General features: G+C 29.5%; 23 protein-coding genes, 1 pseudogene and 1 other annotated feature (1 of these 25 cut by a window edge). All 24 genes and pseudogenes read left to right on the top strand.

Annotated features, from left to right (window positions below; all coding sequences use genetic code 11):
- Positions 1 to 91 (top strand) — a binding site (T-box leader) (it extends 145 nt beyond the left edge of the window).
- Between the two features lie 102 nt (positions 92 to 193).
- Positions 194 to 1,102: a cysteine synthase A gene (gene cysK / locus NNC19_RS14395; RefSeq protein WP_310939357.1), complete on the top strand. Its 909-nt coding sequence runs from the start codon at positions 194 to 196 to the stop codon at positions 1,100 to 1,102.
- A gap of 29 nt (positions 1,103 to 1,131) precedes the next feature.
- Positions 1,132 to 1,716 (top strand): serine O-acetyltransferase EpsC, encoded by a 585-nt coding sequence (gene epsC / locus NNC19_RS14390; RefSeq protein WP_310939356.1) that lies wholly within the window; start codon positions 1,132 to 1,134, stop codon positions 1,714 to 1,716.
- Positions 1,717 to 1,952: 236 nt separating this feature from the next.
- Complete coding sequence (locus NNC19_RS14385) at positions 1,953 to 2,657, top strand: lysophospholipid acyltransferase family protein (RefSeq protein ID WP_310939355.1); 705 nt, start codon at positions 1,953 to 1,955, stop codon at positions 2,655 to 2,657.
- Positions 2,658 to 3,287, top strand: coding sequence for an endonuclease III (nth, locus tag NNC19_RS14380; RefSeq protein WP_310939354.1), 630 nt, complete (start codon positions 2,658 to 2,660; stop codon positions 3,285 to 3,287).
- A 113-nt stretch (positions 3,288 to 3,400) separates the two neighbouring features.
- The gene (locus tag NNC19_RS14375; RefSeq protein ID WP_310939353.1) at positions 3,401 to 4,306 is read left to right on the top strand and encodes a D-alanine--D-alanine ligase; all 906 of its coding nucleotides are present in this window, start codon (positions 3,401 to 3,403) and stop codon (positions 4,304 to 4,306) included.
- Between the two features lie 165 nt (positions 4,307 to 4,471).
- The gene (locus tag NNC19_RS14370; protein ID WP_396136434.1) at positions 4,472 to 5,179 is read left to right on the top strand and encodes a response regulator transcription factor; all 708 of its coding nucleotides are present in this window, start codon (positions 4,472 to 4,474) and stop codon (positions 5,177 to 5,179) included.
- Entirely contained in the window at positions 5,169 to 6,707 is a 1,539-nt protein-coding gene (locus tag NNC19_RS14365; RefSeq protein WP_310939351.1) for an ATP-binding protein, read from the top strand. The genes NNC19_RS14370 and NNC19_RS14365 overlap by 11 nt, the downstream gene beginning before the upstream one ends.
- A gap of 63 nt (positions 6,708 to 6,770) precedes the next feature.
- Complete coding sequence (locus NNC19_RS14360) at positions 6,771 to 7,712, top strand: glycoside hydrolase family 25 protein (protein ID WP_310939350.1); 942 nt, start codon at positions 6,771 to 6,773, stop codon at positions 7,710 to 7,712.
- Between the two features lie 246 nt (positions 7,713 to 7,958).
- Positions 7,959 to 8,795, top strand: coding sequence for a Cof-type HAD-IIB family hydrolase (locus tag NNC19_RS14355; RefSeq protein ID WP_310939349.1), 837 nt, complete (start codon positions 7,959 to 7,961; stop codon positions 8,793 to 8,795).
- Between the two features lie 130 nt (positions 8,796 to 8,925).
- A complete protein-coding gene (locus NNC19_RS14350; RefSeq protein ID WP_310939348.1) occupies positions 8,926 to 9,387 on the top strand; it encodes a tRNA (cytidine(34)-2'-O)-methyltransferase in 462 nt (153 codons plus the stop codon).
- 20 nt (positions 9,388 to 9,407) lie between these two features.
- A complete protein-coding gene (locus NNC19_RS14345; protein WP_310939347.1) occupies positions 9,408 to 10,250 on the top strand; it encodes a DegV family protein in 843 nt (280 codons plus the stop codon).
- A 111-nt stretch (positions 10,251 to 10,361) separates the two neighbouring features.
- On the top strand, positions 10,362 to 11,738 hold the full coding sequence (gene rpoN / locus NNC19_RS14340) for an RNA polymerase factor sigma-54 (RefSeq protein ID WP_310939392.1): 1,377 nt from the start codon (positions 10,362 to 10,364) through the stop codon (positions 11,736 to 11,738).
- Positions 11,739 to 11,953: 215 nt separating this feature from the next.
- Positions 11,954 to 13,000, top strand: coding sequence for a sugar-binding domain-containing protein (locus tag NNC19_RS14335; protein WP_310939346.1), 1,047 nt, complete (start codon positions 11,954 to 11,956; stop codon positions 12,998 to 13,000).
- Between the two features lie 47 nt (positions 13,001 to 13,047).
- Positions 13,048 to 14,064: a type I glyceraldehyde-3-phosphate dehydrogenase gene (gene gap / locus NNC19_RS14330; RefSeq protein WP_310939345.1), complete on the top strand. Its 1,017-nt coding sequence runs from the start codon at positions 13,048 to 13,050 to the stop codon at positions 14,062 to 14,064.
- A 112-nt stretch (positions 14,065 to 14,176) separates the two neighbouring features.
- A complete protein-coding gene (locus NNC19_RS14325) occupies positions 14,177 to 15,355 on the top strand; it encodes a phosphoglycerate kinase (RefSeq protein ID WP_310939344.1) in 1,179 nt (392 codons plus the stop codon).
- A 37-nt stretch (positions 15,356 to 15,392) separates the two neighbouring features.
- Positions 15,393 to 16,139, top strand: coding sequence for a triose-phosphate isomerase (gene tpiA / locus NNC19_RS14320; protein WP_310939343.1), 747 nt, complete (start codon positions 15,393 to 15,395; stop codon positions 16,137 to 16,139).
- 192 nt (positions 16,140 to 16,331) lie between these two features.
- Complete coding sequence (locus NNC19_RS14315) at positions 16,332 to 16,775, top strand: Rrf2 family transcriptional regulator (RefSeq protein ID WP_310939342.1); 444 nt, start codon at positions 16,332 to 16,334, stop codon at positions 16,773 to 16,775.
- Between the two features lie 105 nt (positions 16,776 to 16,880).
- Positions 16,881 to 18,416, top strand: coding sequence for a 2,3-bisphosphoglycerate-independent phosphoglycerate mutase (gene gpmI / locus NNC19_RS14310; protein WP_310939341.1), 1,536 nt, complete (start codon positions 16,881 to 16,883; stop codon positions 18,414 to 18,416).
- 175 nt (positions 18,417 to 18,591) lie between these two features.
- The gene (locus NNC19_RS14305) at positions 18,592 to 19,257 is read left to right on the top strand and encodes an ABC transporter ATP-binding protein (protein ID WP_310939340.1); all 666 of its coding nucleotides are present in this window, start codon (positions 18,592 to 18,594) and stop codon (positions 19,255 to 19,257) included.
- 11 nt (positions 19,258 to 19,268) lie between these two features.
- Positions 19,269 to 21,788: an FtsX-like permease family protein gene (locus tag NNC19_RS14300; RefSeq protein ID WP_310939339.1), complete on the top strand. Its 2,520-nt coding sequence runs from the start codon at positions 19,269 to 19,271 to the stop codon at positions 21,786 to 21,788.
- Positions 21,789 to 21,874: 86 nt separating this feature from the next.
- Entirely contained in the window at positions 21,875 to 22,546 is a 672-nt protein-coding gene (locus NNC19_RS14295; RefSeq protein ID WP_310939391.1) for a response regulator transcription factor, read from the top strand.
- Positions 22,534 to 23,784: a HAMP domain-containing sensor histidine kinase gene (locus NNC19_RS14290; RefSeq protein ID WP_310939338.1), complete on the top strand. Its 1,251-nt coding sequence runs from the start codon at positions 22,534 to 22,536 to the stop codon at positions 23,782 to 23,784. Before NNC19_RS14295 ends, NNC19_RS14290 begins: the two co-directional genes overlap by 13 nt.
- Before the next feature lie 71 nt (positions 23,785 to 23,855).
- Entirely contained in the window at positions 23,856 to 24,482 is a 627-nt protein-coding gene (locus NNC19_RS14285; protein ID WP_310939337.1) for a protein kinase, read from the top strand.
- Between the two features lie 264 nt (positions 24,483 to 24,746).
- Positions 24,747 to 25,102, top strand: a pseudogene (gene eno, locus NNC19_RS14280) (phosphopyruvate hydratase); the annotation flags it as partial.

Below are 25,102 nucleotides of genomic sequence, written 5' to 3'. Positions count from 1 at the left end.
ATAGTGGAAGAGTATTTTTAGTACTTGAAGAAAGTGGGATTATTGTATAATCCAATTAGAGTGGAACCACGGATATCACTTCGTCTCTATAATTATTTATAGAGGGGAAGTTTTTTTGTTAAATATTACTGATAGTTTTGAATGAAATTCAAACTTAATTGTGAATTGTAATAAAGTTTTAGGAGGAATTGAAATGATATATAATGATGTGTTAGAACTTGTAGGAAATACACCAATAATAAAAATTAAGAATTTATTAGATGAAAATAGTGCAGAAGTTTATGTAAAGCTTGAAAAGTGGAATCCAGGAGGTAGTGTGAAAGATAGAGCTGCACTTGGGATGATAGAAAAAGCAGAGAGAGATGGGATTCTAAAAAAAGGTATGACAATTGTAGAACCTACTAGTGGAAATACAGGAGTTGGATTAGCTTTAATAGGAAGATTAAAAGGATATAAAGTAATAATTGTTATGCCAGAAACTATGAGTAAAGAGAGAAGAGATTTAATTAAAGCTTATGGGGCTGAACTTATATTAACAGAGGGAAGCAAAGGAATGAAGGGAGCTATAGATAAAGCTTTAGAATATGAAGATAAACCAGGATATTTTATACCACAACAGTTTGAGAATATAGCAAATCCTGAAAAACATTATGAAACAACAGCAGAAGAAATATATAAAGATATAAGTGATCTTGATTATGTAGTTGCTGGAGTGGGTTCAGGTGGAACAATAACTGGGATATCAAAGAATTTAAAAAAGAAAATATCCAAAATTAAAGCTGTAGCTGTTGAACCTGCGGCATCACCAGTATTAAGTGGTGGTAATCCAGGAGCTCATAAAATTCAAGGTATTGGAGCTGGGTTTATTCCAGGAAATTATGAAAGTGAATATATTGATAAAGTAGTACAAGTAGAAGATTCAAAAGCATTTAAGGTAGCTAGAGAATTTGCAGAGAAAGAAGGAATTTTAGTTGGAATTTCTTCAGGAGCAGCAATTTATGCAGCAATGGAAATAGCTAAAAAGATAGGAAAAGGAAAAAAGGTATTAGCAATAGCGCCAGATGGTGGAGAAAAGTATATATCAATGGGACTATATGACTAGTAAATACAGATACAAAGGGGTTGTAGGCATTGTTTAAAAATTTGAACTATGACTTAAATAGAGTATTGGAAGATGACCCAGCAGCACGAAGTAAATTAGAAGTATTTTTATTATATCCAACAATTCATGCATTAATTGCATATAGAATTTCTCATTTTTTCTATAAGCATAAGATATTTTTATTGGCTAGGATTATTTCGCAAACTTCAAGATTTTTTACAGGAATAGAAATACATCCAGGAGCAACCATTGGAAGAGGTTTATTTATAGACCATGGAATGGGAGTTGTAATAGGTGAGACAGCTGAGATTGGAAATGATGTTACAATATATCATGGGGTAACCTTAGGGGGGACAGGAAAAGATAAAGGAAAGAGACATCCCACTATAGGAAATAAGGTTGTTATAGGGGCAGGAGCTAAAGTGTTAGGTCCTATTTATGTAGGAGATGGGGCAAAGATAGGAGCTAATTCTGTAGTTTTAAAAGATGTAGTTTCAAAATCCACAGCAGTTGGAGCTCCGGCTAAAAATATAGTAAAGACAGATGCCACTATAATTGAAATTAAGTCTAAAAAAGGTAAAAAACAAAAGCTTTACAATGATATGATAATTTAAATGGAAAAAACAGCAGCTTCTTAAGAGGTTGCTGTTTTTTTTATTCATTTATTAGTCGTTTTGAAATAAACTTATTTGAGTAAATTGTACAGTAAAAATATAATTAAGCGAACTTTAATTTCCATAAATTTAAAAAAATGAGATGCAATCGACATATATCTCGAAGTTCATCCATAGACTTTTATTTTCAAGTAGAATATAATATTAATAGTTAAAATGGAAAGGGACGGTGTAAGATGTTATCTCCATTAGCTATTAAGTTAATAAAAATGATGCCAGAAAGTTTGGTAATTGCATTGGCAAAAAAAATTGCGAATGACTATATAAAGAAATATGGAAGGTTAAATATAGAAGGATATGAAGAAATAAAATCTAGTAAAGAGCCTATTATATTTATCTGTAATCATCTTAGTAATTCAGATGGATTGATTTTAAACAAAATTTTAAAGAAAGATTTTGATCCATTTTTTGTTGCAGGAATTAAATTAACAGATGATCCTATAACTAATTTAGGAACAAAGATAGTTAAACATATAGCTGTTAAACCTAATTCAGCAGATAAAGAAGCTATAACCAATATGGTTAAGACGGTGAAGGCAGGAAATAATCTTTTAATATTTCCTGAAGGAACTAGAAGTAGAACAGGTGCAATGATAGAAGGAAAAAAAGGAATACTATTATTAGCAAGAATGACAAAAGCAAAAATTATTCCTATAGGAATGAGTGGAACAGATAAGCTTTTACCAATTAACGAATCAGGAAATATGGGAAGTGAAAAATGGCATACTGCAGATGTAAATATCAAATTTGGAAAGCCTGTTGTACTTGATAAGAGAGATAAAGATGAAGATAAGCATCTTTATGATGAGAAGTGCTTAAACAAAATTATGAAATCAATTGCGGAATTATTGCCTGAAAGTTACAGAGGTGTATATAAGTAAATGAAACAGAAGACAAAAAAAATACTAGAAACACTGAAAGAAACATATCCAGATGCAAAGTGTGAATTAAATTATGAAACACCATTTCAGTTATTGGTTGCAACTATTTTATCTGCTCAAACTACAGATAAGAAGGTTAATGAAGTAACTGAAACACTTTTTCATGATTATCCAGATTTAGAAGCATTTCTAAAAATTGAAAGCGATGAATTAGAAGCACGTATTAAGCAAATTGGACTTTATAGGAGCAAGGCAAAGAATTTAATAATGATGTTTAATCAATTAAAAGAAAATTTCAATGGGGTAGTCCCAGATACTATGGAAGGTATAACTTCTTTAGCTGGAGCTGGAAGAAAGACAGCTAATGTTGTATTATCCAATGCTTTTGGAGTACCATCTATAGCTGTAGATACTCATGTATTTAGGGTATCAAATAGGTTAGGACTTGCAGATTCAGAAAATGTACTTGAAGTAGAGAAACAGCTTCAAAAGGAGCTTCCGAAGAAGGAATGGTCCCTTGCACATCATTTGCTAATATTTCATGGTAGAAGATGCTGTATAGCTAGAAAACCAAAGTGTGAATTATGTCCAGTAGCTGATTTGTGTAAATATAACAAGAAATTGAAATAGTAAACCACCTTATAGATTATTTAATAAAAGAGTGGTACTTAATTAACTAAAAAATATTGAATATAATTATATAGAATAATAAATGTGATATTAATTAGGAGGCACGATACAGTATGAAAGTTGGAGTAATAATGGGAGGAATTTCTTCAGAAAGAGAAATTTCGTTAAAGAGTGGAGAATCAATAATTGAAAATATAGATAGAAGTAAATATGAAATAGTACCTATAGTTATAGATAGTAAAATAGATATTGTAGAAAAGGTGAAGGGAATAGATTTTGCTTTACTTGCACTTCATGGTCAGTTTGGCGAAGATGGTACAGTGCAATCAGTTCTTCAAACATTAGATATACCTTATTCAGGATGCGGTCCTTTAAGTAGTGCAGCTTGCATGGATAAGGATATGACTAAGAATTTGTTAAAGGCAGCTGGGATTAGAACAGCACCATGGATTAACCTAAGAAAAGGTGACGATATAAACTATGAAGAAATTAATAAACTTGGATATCCTGTCGTTGTAAAGCCAACTCATGGAGGATCAAGTGTTGCAACATTTATTGTAAAAGAAGAGAAAGAAATAAAAAAATCAGTGAATGAAGCTTTTTTATGGGATACAGAAGTTATGATTGAAAAATTTATTAAAGGGGATGAAATAACTTGTCCTATATTAGGAGATGAGATGTTTCCAGTTCTTGCAATAAAGCCTAATGCGGAATTCTTTGACTTTACAGCAAAATATCAAGATGATGGAGCCAGTGAGTTTGTTATAGAATTAGAAGAAAAGCTTCATAATGAAGTTGAAAAAATGGCATTAGACACATATAAAGCTTTAAAGTGTGTAGTTTATTCAAGAGTTGATATGATAATAACTGAAGAAGGTGTTCCGTATATACTTGAAGTGAACACATTGCCAGGAATGACTAAGAATAGTCTTTTCCCAAAGAGTGCTGCAGGAAGAAATATTCAATTCAGTGGATTATTAGATTTAATAATAGAAGAATCATTAAAAGAAAAGAGATAATAACTTTAAAATAAAGATAGGTGTTTAATAGCACTTATCTTTTTTTGTTAAGAAAAAATTAAGAAGTTATAGAACTTTATATTAAGATGTTGTAAGTAGAATAAAATTATCCAATCTGATAATATTTATGATATGAATATAAAAGGGGAATGGAGTGCATATAAAGTGAAAAAAATTTTAATTGTAGATGACGAAAAAGAAATAAGAGATTTAGTTGAGATATATTTAAAAAGTGAAGGATATGAAACAATAAAATGTGGTGATGGAGAAGAAGCTTTAGAAATTATTAAGTATGAAAAAGATATTGATTTAATAATTCTAGATGTAATGATGCCAAGGTTAAACGGTATTGAAGCATGTTTGAGAATAAGAGAAGAAAGAGAAATGCCAATAATAATGTTATCTGCAAAGTCAGAAGATGTAGATAAAATCTTAGGATTAAATATGGGAGCTGATGATTATTTAACTAAACCATTTAATCCATTAGAACTTGTAGCTAGAGTTAAATCACAACTAAGAAGATTTTATAGATTAAACCCAAGTGCTAATTTAGCAAAACAAGAAGGTGCAAATAATTCTATTCAAATAGAAGATTTAGAAATTAATTTAGAAACTCATGAAGCATTTATAGATGGCAATGAAATTAAGTTAACTCCAACTGAATTTGATATTTTAGTATTATTAGCAAAAAATCGTGGTAAAGTATTTTCAATTTCAAATATATATGAAAGTGTTTGGAATCAGGAATTTATGGAATCAGATAATACAGTTATGGTTCATATAAGAAAAATTAGAGAGAAAACAGAGGAAAATCCAAGAAAACCTAGATTTATAAAAACAGTATGGGGAGTTGGGTATAAAATTGATAAATGATAAAAAGTATAAGGAAGGATTTCTTAAAAAACTTGGGAAAAAAATATATAAAAATAGAATTTTTAATCCTATAAGAAAATATTTAGATTTATTAAAAGAAAAAATAGAGAAAAGTATAAGATTTGAGGTTATGATGGTTGTAGCTATATGCTTTCTTATATCATTTATTTTTTATGGATTCCTAAATAACATGATGAAAAGTGATAGTAAAGTTCCAATAATTAGTTATGACTGTCAAGCAGTAGAGAATTCAGCTAGAAGCTATGTTGAAAGGATACAAAAATCTGATGGAAATATTACATTGAAAAATGATGAATTTTTTAAGGAACTTTTTTATTCAGTTAATTATAGTGATGGAATTAAAGCGTATTTAACAGATTTAGATGGAAATGTTCTAAAAAAATCTTCTGCTGCCATAGAAGATAAAATAGATATATTTTTACTAATGTCTGGAGTTAGTAATGTAAATTATAATGATAATTCTGGGAAATCCCTTAAGTTTGTATATCCAGTAAATATAGGTGGAGATAGATGTTATTTTGTATATGAAGAAGCTCCAAAATCTTATATTAGATATGAATATCATGAATCTAGTAACTCATTTTTGGCATTAATTCTTTCTTGTATAGTTTTTGTAGTTATATTTATTATTGTTACAAATAAAAAAATGAAATATTTAGATGAGATAAGTCTTGGTCTAAAGCAAATTGCAGGAGGAAATTTAGATTATTTAATTAAGGAAAAGGGTAATGATGAAATACGAAATATTGCAACAAATATAAATTATATGTCTAAGGAAATAAATAAGAAAATGGAATCAGAAAGACGATCTGAGAAAACAAAAGCGGATCTTATAACCAATGTTTCCCACGATTTAAGAACTCCGTTAACTTCAATTATGGGATATATAGGGCTAGTTAAGGATGGTAGATATGAAAATGAAAAGACTAGAGATGAGTATTTAGATATAGCATTTAATAAAGCAGAAAAATTAAAAGTTTTGATTGAAGATTTATTTGAATATACTAAATTGAACAATGATGGAATAAAAATTAATAAAAGTAGAGTAAATATAACAGAATTTCTATTTCAATTAATAGATGAATTAACTCCATTATTTGAGGAGAATAATTTATCTATAATTAAAAGTATAGTAGATGAAAAGATATTAGTAGAATTAGATCCAGATAAGATGTTAAGGGTATTTGAAAATTTATTAACTAATGCAATAAAATATTCATATAAGCCAGGTAATATTGTTATTGGAGTATATGAGAAAGATGGATATGTTACTGTGTCTATAGGAAATAAGGGGGCGAATATATCATCAGAAAAGATATCTAAATTATTTGAAAGATTTTATAGAATAGATGAATCTAGAAATGAAAAAAGTGGAGGATCAGGACTTGGTCTTGCAATATCAAAAAATATAGTGAATTTACATGGTGGTCAAATTTGGGCTGAATGTTATGGTGAAGACATAAGCTTTTATGTAAAGTTAGAATGTGAAAAATATTATACAAATTAGGTAACTTTTAAAAAAAAATAAATATCTTAATAAGGAGGAATAATTTATTTTTTTGGAGGATATATGCAAAATAAAAATGAGAAAAGTTTATTTGGCATAGACATTAATGAGCATTCACAAAATGTTAACTTTACAACTTTAGCAACAAGAATAGACTTTATATACTTAAGATCTTCAGGTTCAGGAACTGGGAGGTTTAGGGTAGATAAGAAATTTCTACAGTTTGCACGTGAAGCAAGAAATTTTGGAATACCAGTTGGAGCATATCATTATGGAATTCCATCTTATGATGTAAATACAGCAGATATGCAATGTGATGATTTTATAAATATATTACAACAAGGATTTGGAAGTAAAGATTATGGAGACCTTTTTCCTGTTCTTGATGTTGAAGAACCTAAAGAAAAAATAATTTCTACCACTGCTTTAATAAACTGGATAGACAGGTTTAGAAAAAGATTTGAAAGAAAAACTAGAAGAAGATTAATGCTTTATGTATCATCTGCTTTTGTAGAGATATATGATAACTTTTTAGTTCCAGGAAGAGGATTTCCATTAAGGAATATGCCTCTTTGGATTGCTATGTATACTAAGATTCCTGGAAATCCACCATATCCGAATGATGGAGGAGGATGGACTAGGTGGAGAATATGGCAATATAGTGAAGATGCAAATGTTATGGGAGTTGGAAATCCAGTTGATGCGAACTGGGGGCCAAACAACATTGATTTATTAATACAACCAAGTGTTGTTACAGGATTAAAAGCTAATAAAGAAGGTGGAAATATAGTAGTGACTTGGAATAGGGTACCTGATGTTGATTTATTAGGATACAATTTATTTGTTAATAATTCATGGGTAGGAACTGTAGACGAAAGTGATGCTCAATTTATAATTAAGAGAGATAAAATTAATGTTCCAAGTGGAACAAGTATATCAATAAGTATTGAAGCTTTTGATTATGATGGTGAAACATCTAAAAGAAGAGCAAAGGTAGTGTTATAAAGAAGCTTATGAAAGGAGTTTTCACAAGCTTCTTTCTATTTTTTATATTATGATATAGTACTATAGTTTTAAATAATTATTATTTAGATTTTAAAGATATTTAGTGTATTTAAGAAGTGTAATAGCTTATATTTTTTTATAAATTCTTATATAATTAAAAGTAAAGTATTGATGTTATAAAATTAAATACATAGAAAAAGTAATTATTAATATTAACTTTATATAGAATATTGATGAGGATAGCTTATGAATATAAAAATGATATGCATAGATTTAGATGGAACTTTATTTAGTAACAGAAGAAAAGTTATTTCTGAAAATTGTAAAAATGCTATACAAGAAGCTAACGAAAAAGGAGTTGAAATAGTAATAACAACTGGAAGAATATATAATAATGCGGTACAAATATCAAAAAAGATTGGTGTAAATTGTCCAGTAATAGCAGCTAATGGAGCTGTAATTATGGATAGAGGATTTGAAAGAGAGATATTTTGCAACATACTTGGTTATGATAATTGTTTAGATATTATAAAGTTGGCTAAAAAGCATAAAGTAACCCTACATTTTTATACAAAAGATATTATAATAGTAAGTGATTTTTTAGGCTTTTTTATAGGAAGTGTATCTGCACATACAAATAGAGATAAACAATATGGAATAAAAGTTAAGAAATACTTTAATTATAATAGGTTTATAGGAAACTTAAAAAAATTCAGCAATGAAATAGTGAAGTGTGTTATTTATTCAAAAAATGAAAATAAGATAATTTCATTTAGAAAAGAAGTAGAAGAAAAAAGAGAGTTAGCTATTTTTGGAGCAGGAAAATACTCTGTTGAAATAAGTTCAAATGGAATTTCAAAGGGAAAAGCAGTAGAAATATTAGCCAGTGATTTAAAAATTAGCAGAGAAGAGATATTGTGTATTGGTGATAATGAAAATGATATTTCTATGATTGAATATGCAGGTATTGGAGTTGCTATGGGAAATGCAGTACCTAAACTTAAAGAAATAGCTAATTATATAACGGATACAAATTATAATGATGGAGTTTCTAAAGCTATAAGAAAGTTTGTTTTAGATTAGAATTTGATATATGATATAAGTAAAGAATTTATTTGTTAGTTATTACAATTTAAAAGGTTTTGACTAATTATATATTTATATAGTATTATTTGAGTATTATTAAATAGACGGTTGTATGGAGGATAGAGCATTGAATTTTAATATAGTTTTATATCAACCTGAAATACCACAAAACACAGGAAATATTGCAAGAACTTGTGTATTGACGGAATCAAAGTTGCATTTAATTAAACCTTTAGGTTTTGAATTAGATGAAAAACATTTAAGAAGAGCAGGATTAGATTATTGGAAAGATCTAGATTTAGAAGTACATGAAAGCTATGAAGCGTTTATGGAAAAGTATGGGGATAAGAAAATATTTTTAGCAACAACTCATGGTGGAGAACATTATGATGAGGTTTCATTCTCTAAAGGGGATTTTATTATGTTTGGAAGAGAAACATCTGGGGTTCCAGAAGGGGTTCATAATGCACTTGAAAACATAAGAGTACCTATGGTTAAGAGTAGCACAAGAAGTTTAAATTTATCAAATACAGTTGCTATAATTGCATATGAAGCTTTAAGACAAATTGGATTTCCAAACATGAAGTAAGTTAGAGGGGAATGAGGAGAATGGATAAAATTAAAATAATTACTGATAGTTCAGCAGACTTACCCAAGGAATTATTTGATAAATTAGGCATAGATGTTCTACCGTTACTTATTAATTTTGGAGAAGATAGTTATCTTGATGGAGTAGAGATAGGTACGGATGAGTTATTTGAGAGAATAGAAAAAGGGGATGTTTTTCCTAACACAGCTCAAGTAACACCTAATAGATTTGAAGAAGTTTATAGAAGATATTTAAGTGAAGGTTATAAAATAATCTCTATCAATCTTTCATCAAGTATGAGTGGCACATATCAATCAGCATGTTTAGCTAAGAATATTATAGAAAGTGATAATATATATGTTGTTGATTCTAGAACAGTTACAGCAGGAGTAGCCCTTCTGGCATATAGAGCAGCTATTTTAAGAGATTCAGGAAAAACATTTAATGAGATAATAGAAGATATAGAAGAAAAGAAAGAATGTATTTGTTCTTCTTTATGCTTTGAGTCTTTGGATAACTTAGTTAGAGGTGGAAGGATATCTAAAACGGTAAGTGTAGTAACTGGAGTTTTAGGAATTAAATTAATATTAGAAGTAAAAGAAGGCGTAATGGCAGTAAAAGATAAAGTAAGAGGAAGTAAAAAAGCTGTTAAAAGAATTCTCCAAGATCTTGAAGAATATAAGCCTTTGGAAGGAATGCCAATAATATTACTAAACTTAAATAATGTAGATGTACATGATCCTATAAAGGAACATTTTGATGAACAAGGAATTGATTTTATAAGTGCAAATGTAGGATGTACAGTTGGAATTCATTCAGGGAATAACGTAACAGGAATATTTTTCTTTTCTGAGGAAAAGTAATTTAGAGTAAGGAGCAATAAGTGCTCCTTTGCTTATATAAATTATGAAAATGTATACATAAGGTGGTTGGACAAATAAGTTTAAGGAAATTGAGGTGTTAAGGAAATGAAGATGGACTATTCTTATAAATTGACACAGGAACAAAGACTAGCATTAACTCAAGAAATGCAATTATCTATTAAAGTATTACAAATGTCAGCAAATGATTTAAGAGAATATATAAACAATGAATATGAAGAGAATCCAGTATTGGAAATTAAAGATGAATTCATTTCAAACACAAATGAAAAAAGTACAGATTTAGACAAGCACGACTATAAAGAGATGATAAAATATTTAGAGTTTGATAATTATGGGGCTCAAAGTTATGGAAGCTATGATGATGAAGAAGTATCTCCTTTTAACTTTATTTCACAAAAAAAATCTCTTAAGGAATACTTACATGAACAAGTTATGGAAATAGAAGAAGAGGACTTAAAAAAGGAAGTTGCTGACTATATAATTGAAAATCTTGATAGTAGAGGTTATTTAGAGATTAGCATTAGTGAGATAGCAAAAGAACTTAATTTAAGTGAGAAACTTATAGAAGAAGGATTAGAAATAGTTCAAAGCCTAGAGCCTTATGGAATAGGAGCAAGAAATATAAAAGAATGCTTAAAGAATCAACTTAAATATCTAGGATATAATGATGAAAAATTAAAAATTATAGTAGAGAATTATTTAGAGGACTTGGCAGATAATAAATATAAAAATATAGCATCACAATTAAATATATCACCAAGAGAAGCACAAAGATATGGAGATATAATAAGAAAATTAGAACCAAAACCATCGAGAGGATTTTATACCGGAGAAGAAGTAAAATACATATTACCAGATGCTGAAATAAGGAAAGTTCAAAATGAGTTTTTAGTGATAATGAATGATAAGTTGGTTCCAAACTTATCAATAAGTGGAGTCTACAAGGAAGTGATTAATAAAAATCAGGGTGATGATGTTAATTCGTATGTAAAAGAAAAATTAGATAAAGCACTATTTTTAATAAAGAGCATAGAGCAAAGGAGAAGTACACTTTATAAAGTTCTAGAAAAAATAGTTGAAAAGCAAAGAGAATATTTTGAATATGGAATAAATTATCTAAAACCAATGACACTGAAAGATATATCTAAAGAAATTGAAATGCATGAATCAACTGTAAGTAGAGCTATAAAAGAGAAATATATTTTAACTTCATATGGAACAGTTAAGATAAAAGAGTTATTTACTACAGGAGTATCTTCATCAAAGAGTGAAGATGAAATTGCAGTTTCTAATATAAAAAATAGAATAAAGAAACTTGTTGATGGGGAAGATAAAACAAAGCCATTTTCGGATCAATATATATGCGATTATTTAAATCGTGAAAACATAAATATATCAAGGAGAACTGTAGCAAAATATAGAGAAGAATTAGGAATAAGATCGTCTAGTAAAAGAAAAAGAATTTAATTTTGAAATTCAGTATATTAGCATAAAAAGGCTTATATACTGAATTTTTCTGAGTATTCCAAGAATGAAGCATATATGAATGTATATACATCAAAAGAAGAATTTTTAAAAAGTTTGCAGAAACTCTTTTAAAATTTATGACATTGCATTATAATAATACATGTGGGACAAGAAAATAGAGAGTGGGACAATATTAGCCCAAAGGAGTGTTTGAATTGAAGGAGATATTAAGACTTCAAAAGAAAATAGTTCCTGAACTTGTAGAAGTTTTAGAAAAAAGGTACAATATACTAAGGACTATATACTATAATCAACCTATTGGAAGACGAATACTTGCAAATGAGTTATGCATTGGGGAGAGAATAGTTAGAACTGAAATCAGCCTTTTAAAAGCACAGGGACTTATTGAAATAAATACTCCAGGTATGACTGTGACTGATAGTGGTGAAGAAGTTGTTAATGAACTTAAAGATTTTATACATGAGATTAAAGGATTGTCTGAAATCGAAAATCAAATTAAATCTATGTTAAATTTAAGAAGAGTCATTATAGTTCCAGGAGATGTTGAAGAAAATCCAATAACATTAAAAGAACTTGGTAAGGCTTGTTCGAATTATCTAAAAAGTATTATTAAAGATAATAATGTAATAGCTTTAACAGGAGGAAGTACGCTAAAGGAAGTTGTTGAAGCTTTTCCAAAGCTAAATAACTTTTCAAATATATTAGTAGTTCCAGCAAGAGGAGGCATGGGAAGAAAGGTAGAAACACAAGCAAATACCTTGGCAGCATCCTTTGCCAAAAAGATAAATGGAAGTTACAAAATGCTCCATATTCCTGAGAATATCTCTTTAGATATTTTAGATACTTTACTAAAAGAAAAAGAGATTAAGGAAGTAATTGATTATATTCATAAAGCAGATATATTAATGTATGGTATAGGTAATGCTAGTGAAATGGCAATAAAAAGAGGAGCATCTCAAGATGAAATTGATAGACTCATGGATTTAGGAGCAATTGGAGAAGCTTTTGGCTGTTATTTTAATAAAAAGTCAGAAGTTGTATCTCAAACCACCCCAATTGGAATTAATATTAAAGAAGCAAGAAAAATTAACACACATATTGCAGTGGCTGGTGGGAAAAATAAAGTAGAGTCAATAATTTCAACTCAACGTAATAATAGTAATGGGATTCTTGTGACCGATGAAGCTGCGGGTCGAGAAATTTTAGATGTTTTAAAGAAAACCATGAATAATTTTATTTAGTTTATAAAAAATAATTTTTATAAATACATTTTTAGGAGGTAATTTTAATGGCAAATGTTAAAGTAGCAATTAATGGATTTGGACGTATTGGACGTCTTGCATTCAGACAAATGTTCGGAGCAGAGGGGTTTGATGTTGTTGCAATCAACGACTTAACAGATCCTAAGATGTTAGCTCACTTATTAAAATATGATTCATCTCAAGGTAGATATGAAGGAACAGTAGAAGCAAAAGAATCTTCTATCGTTGTTAATGGAAAAGAAATAAAAATTTATGCACAAGCTGATGCAGCTACACTTCCTTGGGGAGAAATTGGAGTAGACGTAGTACTTGAATGTACTGGTTTCTATGTATCAAAAGCAAAATCTCAAGCACACATCAATGCAGGTGCTAAGAAAGTTGTTATTTCAGCTCCAGCTGGTAACGATCTTCCAACAGTTGTATTCAATGTAAACCATGATATATTAACTGCTGATGATAACATAATTTCAGCTGCATCTTGTACAACTAACTGCTTAGCTCCAATGGCTCAAGCACTTAATAATTATGCACCAATCCAAACTGGTATAATGTCTACAATCCATGCTTATACTGGAGACCAAATGGTATTAGATGGACCACATAGAAAAGGTGATTTCAGAAGAGCTAGAGCTGCAGCTGTAAACATAGTTCCTAACTCAACAGGAGCTGCAAAAGCTATTGGATTAGTTATTCCAGAATTAAACGGAAAATTAGTCGGTTCTGCACAAAGAGTTCCAGTTCCAACTGGATCAACTACAATTTTAACTTCAGTAGTTAAAGGAAAAGATGTTACAGTTGAAGGAATCAATGCTGCTATGAAAGCTGCTTCAAATGAATCTTTTGGTTACACTGAAGATGAAATAGTATCTTCTGATGTTGTTGGAATCAGATTTGGTTCTTTATTCGATGCAACTCAAACAATGGTATCTAAAATCGGAGAAGATTTATACCAAGTTCAAACTGTTGCATGGTATGACAACGAAAATTCATATACTAGCCAAATGGTTAGAACTATAAAGCACTTCGCTAACTTCTTAAAGTAATTTAAGACTCTTAGTTATAAGTATTTAAACATTAAAAATCAGTCTGGTTTTGTAGTATAAGGCTATGAGGCCAGACTGTTTTAAAATAAAGAAATATTATGAGGTGAAAATAATGAGTTTTAATAAGAAAAGTATTGAAGACATCCAAGTTAAAGGAAAAAAAGTACTAGTAAGATGTGACTTTAATGTACCTTTAAAAGATGGCGTTATAACAGATGAAAATAGATTGAACGGCGCATTACCAACTATAAAGTATTTAATAGAAAATGGAGCTAAAGTTATACTTTGCTCACACTTAGGAAAAGATGCTTCTAAGTCATTAGCACCAGTTGCTAAAAGATTAAGCGAAATGCTTAGTAAAGAAGTCGTTTTCGCTAGAGATGAAGAAGTTGTAGGCGAAAATGCTAGAAAAGCTGTTGCTGATATGAATGATGGAGATGTTGTATTATTAGAAAATACAAGATGCAGAAAAGAAGAAACTAAGAATGTTCAAGAATTCTCTAAAGAACTAGCTTCACTAGCTGATATATTTGTTAACGATGCATTTGGTACAGCTCACAGAGCTCACTGCTCAACAGTAGGTGTTACAGAATTCTTAGATACAGCTGTATGTGGATACTTAATTCAAAAAGAATTAAAGTTCTTAGGAGAAGCTGTTAATACTCCAGTTAGACCTTTCGTTGCTATACTTGGAGGAGCTAAGGTTTCAGATAAGATTGCTGTAATAAACAACTTATTAGATAAAGTTGATACATTAATCATTGGTGGAGGAATGGCTTACACATTCTTAAAGGCTCAAGGATATGAAATTGGAACTTCATTAGTTGAAGAAGATAGATTAGACTATGCTAAAGAAATGATCGAAAAGGCTGAATCTAAAGGAGTTAAGTTCTTACTACCAGTAGACCACAGAGTTGCTGCTGAATTTAAGGACGTTGAAGCTACAGTTACAGCTGATCAAAATATTCCAGCAGGAAATATGGGACTAGATATTGGACCTAAGACTGATGCTTTATATGCTGATGCTATAAAGGATGCTAAGACAGTTATATGGAATGGACCTATGGGAGTATTCGAATTTGAAAACTACAATAAGGGTACTATTGCAGTTGCTAAAGCTATGGCTGATGCAGATGCTACAACAGTTATCGGAGGAGGAGACTCTGCAGCTGCTGTAAATATATTAGGATTTGGAGATAAGATGACTCATATTTCAACTGGTGGTGGAGCTTCTCTTGAATTCTTAGAAGGTAAGGTTTTACCAGGAATCGATGCATTAAACGATAAATAAGAAATAAATTCAAATTTAAATTTTAGAGGTGAATTAAATGAGAAAACCTGTTATTGCTGGAAACTGGAAGATGCACTATACTCCAGAAGAAGCTGTTAAAGTTATAAATGAATTAAAATCATTAGTTAAGGATGCTACTTGTGAAGTAGTAATCTGCCCAACTTTTGTTTGCTTAGATGCTGCTATAAAAGCTGCTAAAGGATCAAACATAAAGATTGGTGCCCAAAACATGCACTTTGAAGAAAAAGGAGCTTTCACAGGAGAAGTTGCTCCAGGAATGCTTGAAACAATGGGTGTAGACTATGTTGTTTTAGGACACAGTGAAAGAAGAGAATATTTCAATGAAACAGATGAAGCTTTAAATAAGAAAGTTAAAGCTGCATTTGAACATAACTTAATTCCAATGCTTTGTTGTGGAGAATCTTTAGAACAAAGAGAAAATGGAACAACTAATGATGTTATTTCAGCTCAAATTAAAGCTGATTTAGCTGGATTAGATAAAGTATTAGCAGAAAAGGTAGTTATAGCTTATGAACCAATTTGGGCTATAGGAACTGGTAAAACTGCTACTAATGAACAAGCAAATGAAACAATAGCTGCTATTAGAGCAGTTTTAGCTGAAATGTTTGGTACAGAAGTTGCTAACAAGGTAAGAATCCAATATGGTGGATCAGTTAAACCAAATACTATAAAAGATCAAATGGCTATGCCTGATATAGATGGAGCTCTAGTTGGTGGTGCAAGTTTAGTTGCTGCTGATTTTGCTCAAATTGTAAATTTCTAAGAATTGAGAAATTTATGGTAATTAAACATGCAAGCTCTTAAATGTTTAAGAGTTTGCATGTTTTTTTATAAAAACATAGAAGTACTCATATAAGAAAGATAGACTTTACCATTGAGATAACAAGTAAAACTATGTTATACTTTAATAAAAAATCAAAGGGAGAAAACCCTTTTAGATATATGGAGGAATATTATGAAGATATCTACAAAGGTTGAATATGGAATAGTAGCTTTAATAGATATAGCTACAAATTCTAGTAATGGAGATGTTGTTACAGTAATAAGTATTTCAGAAAGACAAGGAATTTCTAAAAACTACTTAGAACAAATTTTAACACCTCTTCGTCAAGCTGGAATAATAAATGGAACAAAGGGAGCTCAAGGGGGATATACATTAACTACTGAACCAGAATATTTAAAGCTTTCAACTATATTAAATGCATTAGATAGCAATTTGCTTAATGTTACTTTTGATAACAGTATGAAATGTAATCAAAATGCGATTAATGTAATAAAGAACAATATGTGGGATAAATTAGATGCAAGTTTTAATAAATTAGCTGATAATACAACACTTGCAGATTTAGTTGAAGAATATAGAAATGGTACAATAGATTCTGCTATGTTTTATATTTAGGTATACCTTTACAAAGTTGCAAAGGTATTTAAAAAATAATATAATAAAAATGTGTTAAAATTTGAACAATAATAGTGTAGAGATAAATATAATGGAGGTATAGGCATGGCAAAGAAACCAGTTATGTTAATGATAATGGATGGTTTTGGATTAGCTCCAAAATCAGAAGGAAATGCAGTAGCATTAGCAAAGAAACCAAATTTAGATAGATTATTAAAGGAATATCCAAATTCTGAACTTCAAGCAAGCGGAATGGCTGTTGGTCTTCCAGAAGGACAAATGGGAAATTCAGAAGTAGGACATTTAAATATAGGTGCAGGAAGAATAGTATATCAAGAACTTACTAGAATTACTAAGTCAATTGCAGAGGGAGATTTCTTTAGCAATGAAGCTTTATTAAAAGCTATGAAAAATGCAAAAGAAAACAATACATCATTACATTTAATGGGATTGTTATCAGATGGTGGAGTGCATTCACATCTTGATCATTTAAAAGGCCTTTTAGAATTTGCTAAGAAAGAGGGTCTTCAAAAGGTTTATGTTCATGCATTTATGGATGGTAGAGATGTGCCTCCATCATCGGGTAGAGAATTTGTAGAAAAAACTGAAGCTATTATGAAAGAAGTTGGCATAGGTGAAATTGCTACACTAAGTGGTAGATATTATGCAATGGATAGAGATAATAGATGGGAAAGAGTTGAATTAGCTTACAATGCATTAGTATTAGGTAAGGGTGAAACTGCATCTTCAGCTATTGAAGCTATAGATAAATCATACAATGATAACAAGACAGACGAATTTGTATTACCATGTGTAGTTACAAAGGATGGAAAAGCAATAGCAACTATAAATAATGAAGATTCAGTTATATTCTTTAACTTTAGACCTGATAGAGCTAGGGAATTAACCAGAGCCATAAATGATAAGGTGTTTGAAGGATTTAAGAGAGAAACTTTAAATCTTACATTTATAACTATGACTCAATATGATAAGACTTTAGAAGGTGTAAGTGTAGCATTTAAACCACAAACACTTGCTAATACTTTAGGAGAATACATTTCTTCAAAGGGATTAAAGCAACTTAGAATAGCTGAAACTGAAAAATATGCTCATGTTACTTTCTTTTTCAATGGTGGAGTTGAAAAGGAAAATGAAGGTGAAGATAGAAAAGTTATTCCATCACCTAAGGTTGCAACTTATGACCTTAAGCCAGAAATGTCTGCTTATGAAGTTACAGAAGAGTTATTAAATAGAATAGATGAAGATAAGTATGACATGATTATACTTAACTATGCTAATCCAGATATGGTTGGACACACAGGAATAGTTAATGCTGCAATTAAAGCTGTAGAAACTGTTGATGAGTGTGTAGGAAAAGTAGTAGATAAGATTCTTGAAAAAGATGGTACATTATTTATTACAGCTGACCATGGAAATGCAGAAACTATGATTGATTTCTCAACAGGAAATCCATTTACTGCACATACTACAGAACCAGTTCCATTTGTTTGGGTAACTAACAATGTTAATGGAAGAAGTCTAAAAGCTGGTAAGCTTGCAGATATTGCCCCAACAATGTTAAATGTCATGGGGGTAGAAGTACCTGCAGAAATGACTGGAGAATGTTTAATTTCTAAATAGAATATAATTTATAATTTTAGAGGCTGTCCTTGAAAGAGGATGGCTTCTTTTTGTCTAAAAATAATATAATATATGTTGTTTTATTACAGAATTGTAATAATTCATTGGACTCTTTTGTAATATTGAATGATTATTATTTAAGTATAGTAACCAAGAAGTGAGAGGGGAAATAGTAATGATAATTATAAAAACAGAAAACTTAAGTAAGGTTTATGGCAAGAAGGATAATAAAGTTATTGCATTAAATAATGTAAATATAGAAATAGAAAAAGGAGAATTTGTAGCCATAATAGGAGCAAGCGGATCAGGAAAAAGTACACTTCTTCATCAAATTGGAGGAGTAGATGGACCAACTGATGGAAAGGTAATTATAGATGGCAAAGATATATATAGTTTAAATGAAAGCAATCTAGCAGTTTTTAGAAGAAGAAAAATAGGTTTCGTATTTCAATCATTTAACTTAATTCCAGTATTATCAGTGGATGAAAATATAAGAATGCCTGCACTTCTAGATCATCAAAAAGTTGATGAAGAGTATTACAAAGATTTAATTAAAACTCTTGGATTAGAGGATAGGCTAAATCATCTTCCATCAGAACTTTCAGGTGGCCAACAACAGAGAGTTGCAATAGCTAGGGCATTAGTTAACAAACCAGCAATAATATTGGCTGATGAGCCTACTGGGAATTTAGATAGTGAAAATTCAAAAGAGATTATGGAAATGTTAAAGGTATCTATTAGAAAATATAATCAAACAGCAATAGTTATAACTCATGATTTAACCGTAGCAGAAAATACAGATAGAATTATTAAGATTAAAGATGGAAAGGTAGTCAAATAGGTGTTAATGCTATGAAAAGTTATAGTGAAATATCTAATAGATATATGAAAGAAAATAAAAAGAGGACTGCATTAACCATTTTAGGAATTACTTTGGCAACAGTTTTGATATTTGCAGTAGGAACATTTCTCTTTAGTTTTAAAGATTCAATGATTGTAAGTGAGAGAGCAAAAAGTGATTATGAATTTCAAGTTAGAAATATAAATTCAGAGCAAGCAGAAAAGGTTGTAAATAATGCTGAAGTTAAGGATAGTTCTGTATATGAATCTGGAGAAGAATATTCTCTTTCAGCAATTAACCGAAAAACTGTTTTAGAAAAAGGGAATAAAGATTATTTTGATAAGATATATACTAATAAAGTTTTAGAAGGGAGAGAGCCAGAAAAAGAAGGAGAAGTAATAATTGATGTTAATGTAAAAAATATTTTAAGAACAAAAGTTGGAGATGAATTTACATTAACTAATCAGGAAGGTAAAATTACAAAGATTAATATAGTTGGTATATCAGAACAAAAGATTTATACTTCAAATGGACCATTAGTTTTTACTGGATATACAGATAATTTTGATAATAGTAAGAATTATTATATATATGTAAATTTGAAATCAGATAAAAGTAAGCAACAAATAATTGATAAAGTAATAAAAACTGCAAATATAGAAGTTAAAGATGGAACCAAAATAAATAACAGTGAATTGCTTTATTTAACAGGAAATGGACCAGCAAAAGGAATTACTGAATCCTTATATAAGATGGCTGTATTTGTCATAGTTATAATAATGCTTTGTACAATTACAGTAATATATAACTCATTTAATATATCAGTTATAGAGAGAATAAAATACTTTGGAATACTTAAAGCTATTGGAGCAACACCTAAACAAATAAAGAGAATTATCTTAAAAGAAGGAGCTATAATGGGAGTAATTGCATTGCCATTAGGTTGTTTAATTGGGTATTTTTCTCTTGTAATAGGAGTTAAGTTATTTATAGGAGATAGTTTAATTTTTGTAGATAATTTTAAAGTACAATTTTATCCAAGTATTATAGCAGTTACTGTGGCATTAGTTTCAGTAACAATATGGATTTCAATATTGGGTCCTGCAAGAAAAGCAAGGAAAGTTTCAGCAGTGGAGGCCATGAGGAATAAAAATGAAATTAAGATTGGTAAAGTTAAGAGAAGAAGAGGAAAACTTGTAGGGAAGATATTTGGAATAGAAGGAAGCTTAGCTTATAAAAATATTAGAAGAACACCAGTTAGATTTATAATAACAGTTGTAGCTTTAACCATATCAATTATAATGTTTAATGTATTTTATGGTTTCTTAGATTATGCTAAGCAATATATATATCAATCTTATGGAAATATATTTTTTGACTCCCAGCTAGGAAAGACAGGGGAAGAAATATTTACAAAGAATGAAGTGAATGATATAGAAAGTAAAAGTTTTATTAAAAATACTTATGAATTCAATTTGAAAAATACAAAAATAGCTATTTCAAAAGATTATATAAATGAAGATTTTATAGAAAAAACAGGATTTGATAAAGGAAATGAAGAGGTAAATAATTATAATATATTATCTAGAATTAATACTTATATAGGTGGAGATAAGGAACTTGGAATAGAAGAAAAATATATATCAGAAGGAAAATTCGATTTAGAAGGCTTAAAAAACGGTGGAATAATTCTAATTGATGGTAGGAGTATAACACATAAGGATGGGACAAAGGAAATCGTTAGATTCACTAATTATAAGGTTGGGGATAAAATAAGGATTCCAAAATTGAATAACTATGATTATAAAAGTCAAGAAGCAAGTGATGAAAAAATAAAAGAAGCTATAGAAAACAACAAGTATTATGAAGTACCTATAATAGCAATAGCACAAAAGGAACCTTTCCAAGGACAATTTTTGACTGAAGATGAAGTAGAGTTGATGATTCATAAAGATGCATATAATAAATATTTTAAAGATTTTTCACCGAATGGATTATTTTTTACCTTTGATGGAGATAAAGAGGCTAGAGAAGAAGCTATAAAATATTTTGATGAAGTCAAGGATAGTAAAGGGTATAATTATACTGACCTTGGCAGTAGTATGAACCAGATAAATCAATTATTTAAACAAGCTGAATTTTTTGTGTATTGTTTTATAATTATAATAACAGTTATTTCAATAGTTAATATATTTAATACAATTTCAACTAATTTATTGTTAAGAAAAAAGGAATTTGCAACTCTTAAAGCTATAGGAATGATGGAAAAACAACTTAGAAAGAGTGTAATACTTGAAGGGACTCTCTATGGAATAATAGCTTCTATAGTAGGTGGAATAGCTTCAGCATTGTTACTTGGATTGTTAATAAAACTTGGAGGAGGCATTGGAGATCTTGATTATAAATTTGGGATAATTCCTTTTGTAGCTTCCATAGTTGCAGCTATTGCTGTAACATATCTTTCAACATTAATTCCATTAAGAAGATTAAAAAAATTAACAATCATTGAAGGTATAAGTGATGATGAATAAATAAAATATTAAGAAAGGACTTTTTAAAGGTCCTTTTTTGTTATGGAAATAATGTATAATATTACTAGATAATTATGGAGGGATTTATAATGAAAATTTTATTAGTAGAAGACGATATGACATTGGCTATGGGCATTGAATATTCTTTAAAAAATGAAGGATTTCAAGTAGTTCATGCATCCACATTAAAAAGTGCAAGAAAAGAATTTAATGATTCAAATATAGATATGATATTGTTAGATGTAACATTGCCAGATGGAAGCGGGTATAATTTCTGTAAAGAGGTTAGAGCCAATAAAGAAACACCTATAATCTTTTTAACTGCTTGTGATGAAGAAGTTAACATAGTTTTAGGATTAGATATGGGAGCTGATGATTACTTAACTAAACCAGTTAGGGTTAGAGAACTTATTGCAAGAATTAATGCTGTGGCAAGAAGAAGAGCCATTAGCCCTCAAGAAAAGATTGTAGATAGAGATTTGACAGTATTTCCTTTAAAGTATGAAGTCTATAAAGATAAGGATAAGATTTTTTTAACATCAGCAGAGTATAAATTATTATTATTGCTATTAGAGAATAGAGGAAATGTTTTAACTAGAAAACAACTTTTAGAAAAACTTTGGGATATAGAAGGGGATTTTATAGAAGAAAAAACACTAACTGTTTATGTAAAAAGGTTAAGAGAGAAGCTTTTGGAGGATAAAAATAATCCTTACATTGAAACTGTAAGAGGAGTAGGATATAAATGGATTCATTAAGATTTTATAGAAATCCAGAAGCTAGAAAGGTAACTTTTAAATTTATAATCATTTTAATTACTGGGACAATCTCTATTGGTTTAGGAACCTTTACTATTACTAAAAATATAAGTAAAACTCTTTTAAATCAAAATGCTGTTATTTTATCTAATATATTAGAAGGTAAAAAGGATAATGATATAATAAAAAATTTCTATAGAAAAAGAAGTATAGAAGAAATAAATAAGTCCAAGGAAATTTTGAGTAGTTACGGATATGATGAAAATATTACTTTAAGCTCAGATGAGATAGTGGAAGGAATATTCAAAAACATGTTATTAATGTTTATTCCAATCCAAGTTGTGTTTTTAGTAATATTATATCTCTGCTTTACAAAAGAATTGAAAAGAATTTATATAAAAATAGATGAAATAGTTAGAAGTACTGGAGCTATGTCAAATGGGGAGTATAGAGAGATTGATGGTGACTATAAAGAAGGTGAAATGGCTTTATTGATTTCGTCTCTTAATTATATGGGAGATAGGGTAAACAATTCAATTGAACTTTTAAGGTATGATAAAGAAAAGTTAAAAGACTTTTTATCAGATATATCTCATCAATTAAAAACACCATTATCATCATTAGTAATGTTTAATGATCTTTTAAGGGAAAATGAAAATATGCCTCATGAAGATAAAATTAAGTTTTTAGATAAGTCAGAAGAACAACTAAGAAGGATGGAATGGCTTATAATGAATCTTTTAAAAGTTGGAAGAATAGAAGCAAATGCAATTAAGTTTGAAAAAGAAAAGCAGCCTTTAGAGGAGACTATTGAACTTGCTATTTCTTCATTATTAGAGGAAGCTAGAAAGAAAGAACAAAATCTTGTAGTTGAAGGTGAAATTCAGGCTAAAGTTATACATGATAAAGAGTGGCTAGCAGAAGCCTTGTCAAATATAATAAAAAATTCTATAGAGCATACAGATAAAGGTGGAGAGATAAAAGTAGAAGTTTATAGGGGGCCTCTTATAACAAAAATATATATTAAAGACAATGGAATAGGTATGTCAGAAGAATTACAGAAAAAAGTATTTAAAAGGTTTTATAAGGGAGAAAATAGTAGTAATCCTAAAAGTATCGGTATTGGATTATCTCTATCTAAAAGCATTGTCGAAGAAATGGATGGAGAAATCAAACTTATTAGCGAAGAGGGAAAAGGTAGTACTTTTATTATTAGTTTCTTCAATTCAGAAAAATGAACCAAAATAACTGCATAGCTTGTATTTTCAAAGCATACAAATATATGAGAGCAATAATTAGGTAGAGGTATATGAAGAAGTATCATTGTTATTCAGCTTCTTTTGATATTAAAACAGAAGAGCTTTTTAGAGAAGCCATTTTTTTAGGACAAGGGAATAATGGGCTTGTTTATAGTTTGCCTGAGAATAAGGTTATAAAGCTTTTTGTTGAAGAAAAAGTGTGTAGAGATGAATCAAAAGCACTTTTAAAAGCGAATGGTTCAAAGTATTTCCCGAAGGTATATAAGGCAGGATCATTATATATTGTTAGAGAAAAAGTAGGGGGATTAGAACTTCATAAATACATAAAAAAATATGGGCTTAATAAGGAACTTGTTCTTAATTTATATAAATTAATAAAAGAATTTAAGCGATTAGGATTTACAAAAATTGATACAAGATGTAAAGATGTTATGGTAGGAGAGAAAAATGTTGTAAAAATGATTGATCCCAAAAAGTGTTTTTCAAGGCATGTAGATTTTCCTAGGCATTTAATGAAAGGTCTTATGAAGCTTGAAGTTCTAGATGAGTTTTTCCTTTATATGTATGAAATAGATCTTAAGAAAGGTAAAGAATGGAGATATAAATTTGATAAGTATTGGGCTAAAGAAAAGTTAAAAACAAAGTATAAAAGGGATAATGAAGATTACTTTCTTTAGGGACATGAAAATAAATAACAAGTCCAAATTTGCCATGAATATTTTTCATTAGTCAAGGAAGCAGATTGGCCTCATAGTGGGCTATTAGGGCTATATGTTGATACAGGATGATGGAAAATAGTCTGGCGGATTAACTTGTTATTTTTTGATTGTCTCTTAATTTCATTATAAATAAAGAATAGATTAAATAATTTATACAAATACTATTCTTGTTATATATCTAGATAATTTTAGGTAATGGAAGAAATTAAAGGAGGGACTTTTATGAAAAGTTATGTTGAAATTGTTGATGTTGTAGGAAGACAAATATTAGATTCAAGATGCTTTCCAACAGTTGAAGTTGAAGTGTACTTAGATGATGGAACAATAGGAAGAGCAGCAGTACCATCAGGTGCTTCAACAGGAATTTATGAGGCTGTAGAACTTAGAGATGGTGACAAGAATAATTATTTAGGGAAGAGCGTGCTTAAAGCTGTTCAAAATGTGAATGAAACTATAGCTGAAGAATTGATTGGATGTAATGTTTTTGAACAAACTTACATTGATGAAACATTAATAAAACTAGATGGAACTGAAAATAAAGGTAAACTAGGAGCTAATGCAATACTTGGAGTTTCCTT

The sequence above is a fragment of the Clostridium sp. SHJSY1 genome, from assembly GCF_031626875.1.
In the GTDB taxonomy this organism is placed as follows: domain Bacteria; phylum Bacillota; class Clostridia; order Clostridiales; family Clostridiaceae; genus Clostridium.
This window is presented reverse-complemented; position numbering and strand designations above follow the sequence as displayed.

Excerpts from the sequence above, each read along its gene's own strand:
- cysK (WP_310939357.1), top strand. The coding sequence starts at position 194 with ATGATATATAATGATGTGTTAGAACTTGTAGGAAATACACCAATAATA.
- NNC19_RS14385 (WP_310939355.1), top strand. The coding sequence starts at position 1,953 with ATGTTATCTCCATTAGCTATTAAGTTAATAAAAATGATGCCAGAAAGT.
- nth (WP_310939354.1), top strand. The coding sequence starts at position 2,658 with ATGAAACAGAAGACAAAAAAAATACTAGAAACACTGAAAGAAACATAT.
- NNC19_RS14375 (WP_310939353.1), top strand. The coding sequence starts at position 3,401 with ATGAAAGTTGGAGTAATAATGGGAGGAATTTCTTCAGAAAGAGAAATT.
- NNC19_RS14360 (WP_310939350.1), top strand. The coding sequence starts at position 6,771 with ATGCAAAATAAAAATGAGAAAAGTTTATTTGGCATAGACATTAATGAG.
- NNC19_RS14355 (WP_310939349.1), top strand. The coding sequence starts at position 7,959 with ATGAATATAAAAATGATATGCATAGATTTAGATGGAACTTTATTTAGT.
- NNC19_RS14345 (WP_310939347.1), top strand. The coding sequence starts at position 9,408 with ATGGATAAAATTAAAATAATTACTGATAGTTCAGCAGACTTACCCAAG.
- rpoN (WP_310939392.1), top strand. The coding sequence starts at position 10,362 with ATGGACTATTCTTATAAATTGACACAGGAACAAAGACTAGCATTAACT.
- gap (WP_310939345.1), top strand. The coding sequence starts at position 13,048 with ATGGCAAATGTTAAAGTAGCAATTAATGGATTTGGACGTATTGGACGT.
- NNC19_RS14325 (WP_310939344.1), top strand. The coding sequence starts at position 14,177 with ATGAGTTTTAATAAGAAAAGTATTGAAGACATCCAAGTTAAAGGAAAA.
- tpiA (WP_310939343.1), top strand. The coding sequence starts at position 15,393 with ATGAGAAAACCTGTTATTGCTGGAAACTGGAAGATGCACTATACTCCA.
- NNC19_RS14315 (WP_310939342.1), top strand. The coding sequence starts at position 16,332 with ATGAAGATATCTACAAAGGTTGAATATGGAATAGTAGCTTTAATAGAT.
- gpmI (WP_310939341.1), top strand. The coding sequence starts at position 16,881 with ATGGCAAAGAAACCAGTTATGTTAATGATAATGGATGGTTTTGGATTA.
- NNC19_RS14305 (WP_310939340.1), top strand. The coding sequence starts at position 18,592 with ATGATAATTATAAAAACAGAAAACTTAAGTAAGGTTTATGGCAAGAAG.
- NNC19_RS14300 (WP_310939339.1), top strand. The coding sequence starts at position 19,269 with ATGAAAAGTTATAGTGAAATATCTAATAGATATATGAAAGAAAATAAA.
- NNC19_RS14290 (WP_310939338.1), top strand. The coding sequence starts at position 22,534 with ATGGATTCATTAAGATTTTATAGAAATCCAGAAGCTAGAAAGGTAACT.
- NNC19_RS14285 (WP_310939337.1), top strand. The coding sequence starts at position 23,856 with ATGAAGAAGTATCATTGTTATTCAGCTTCTTTTGATATTAAAACAGAA.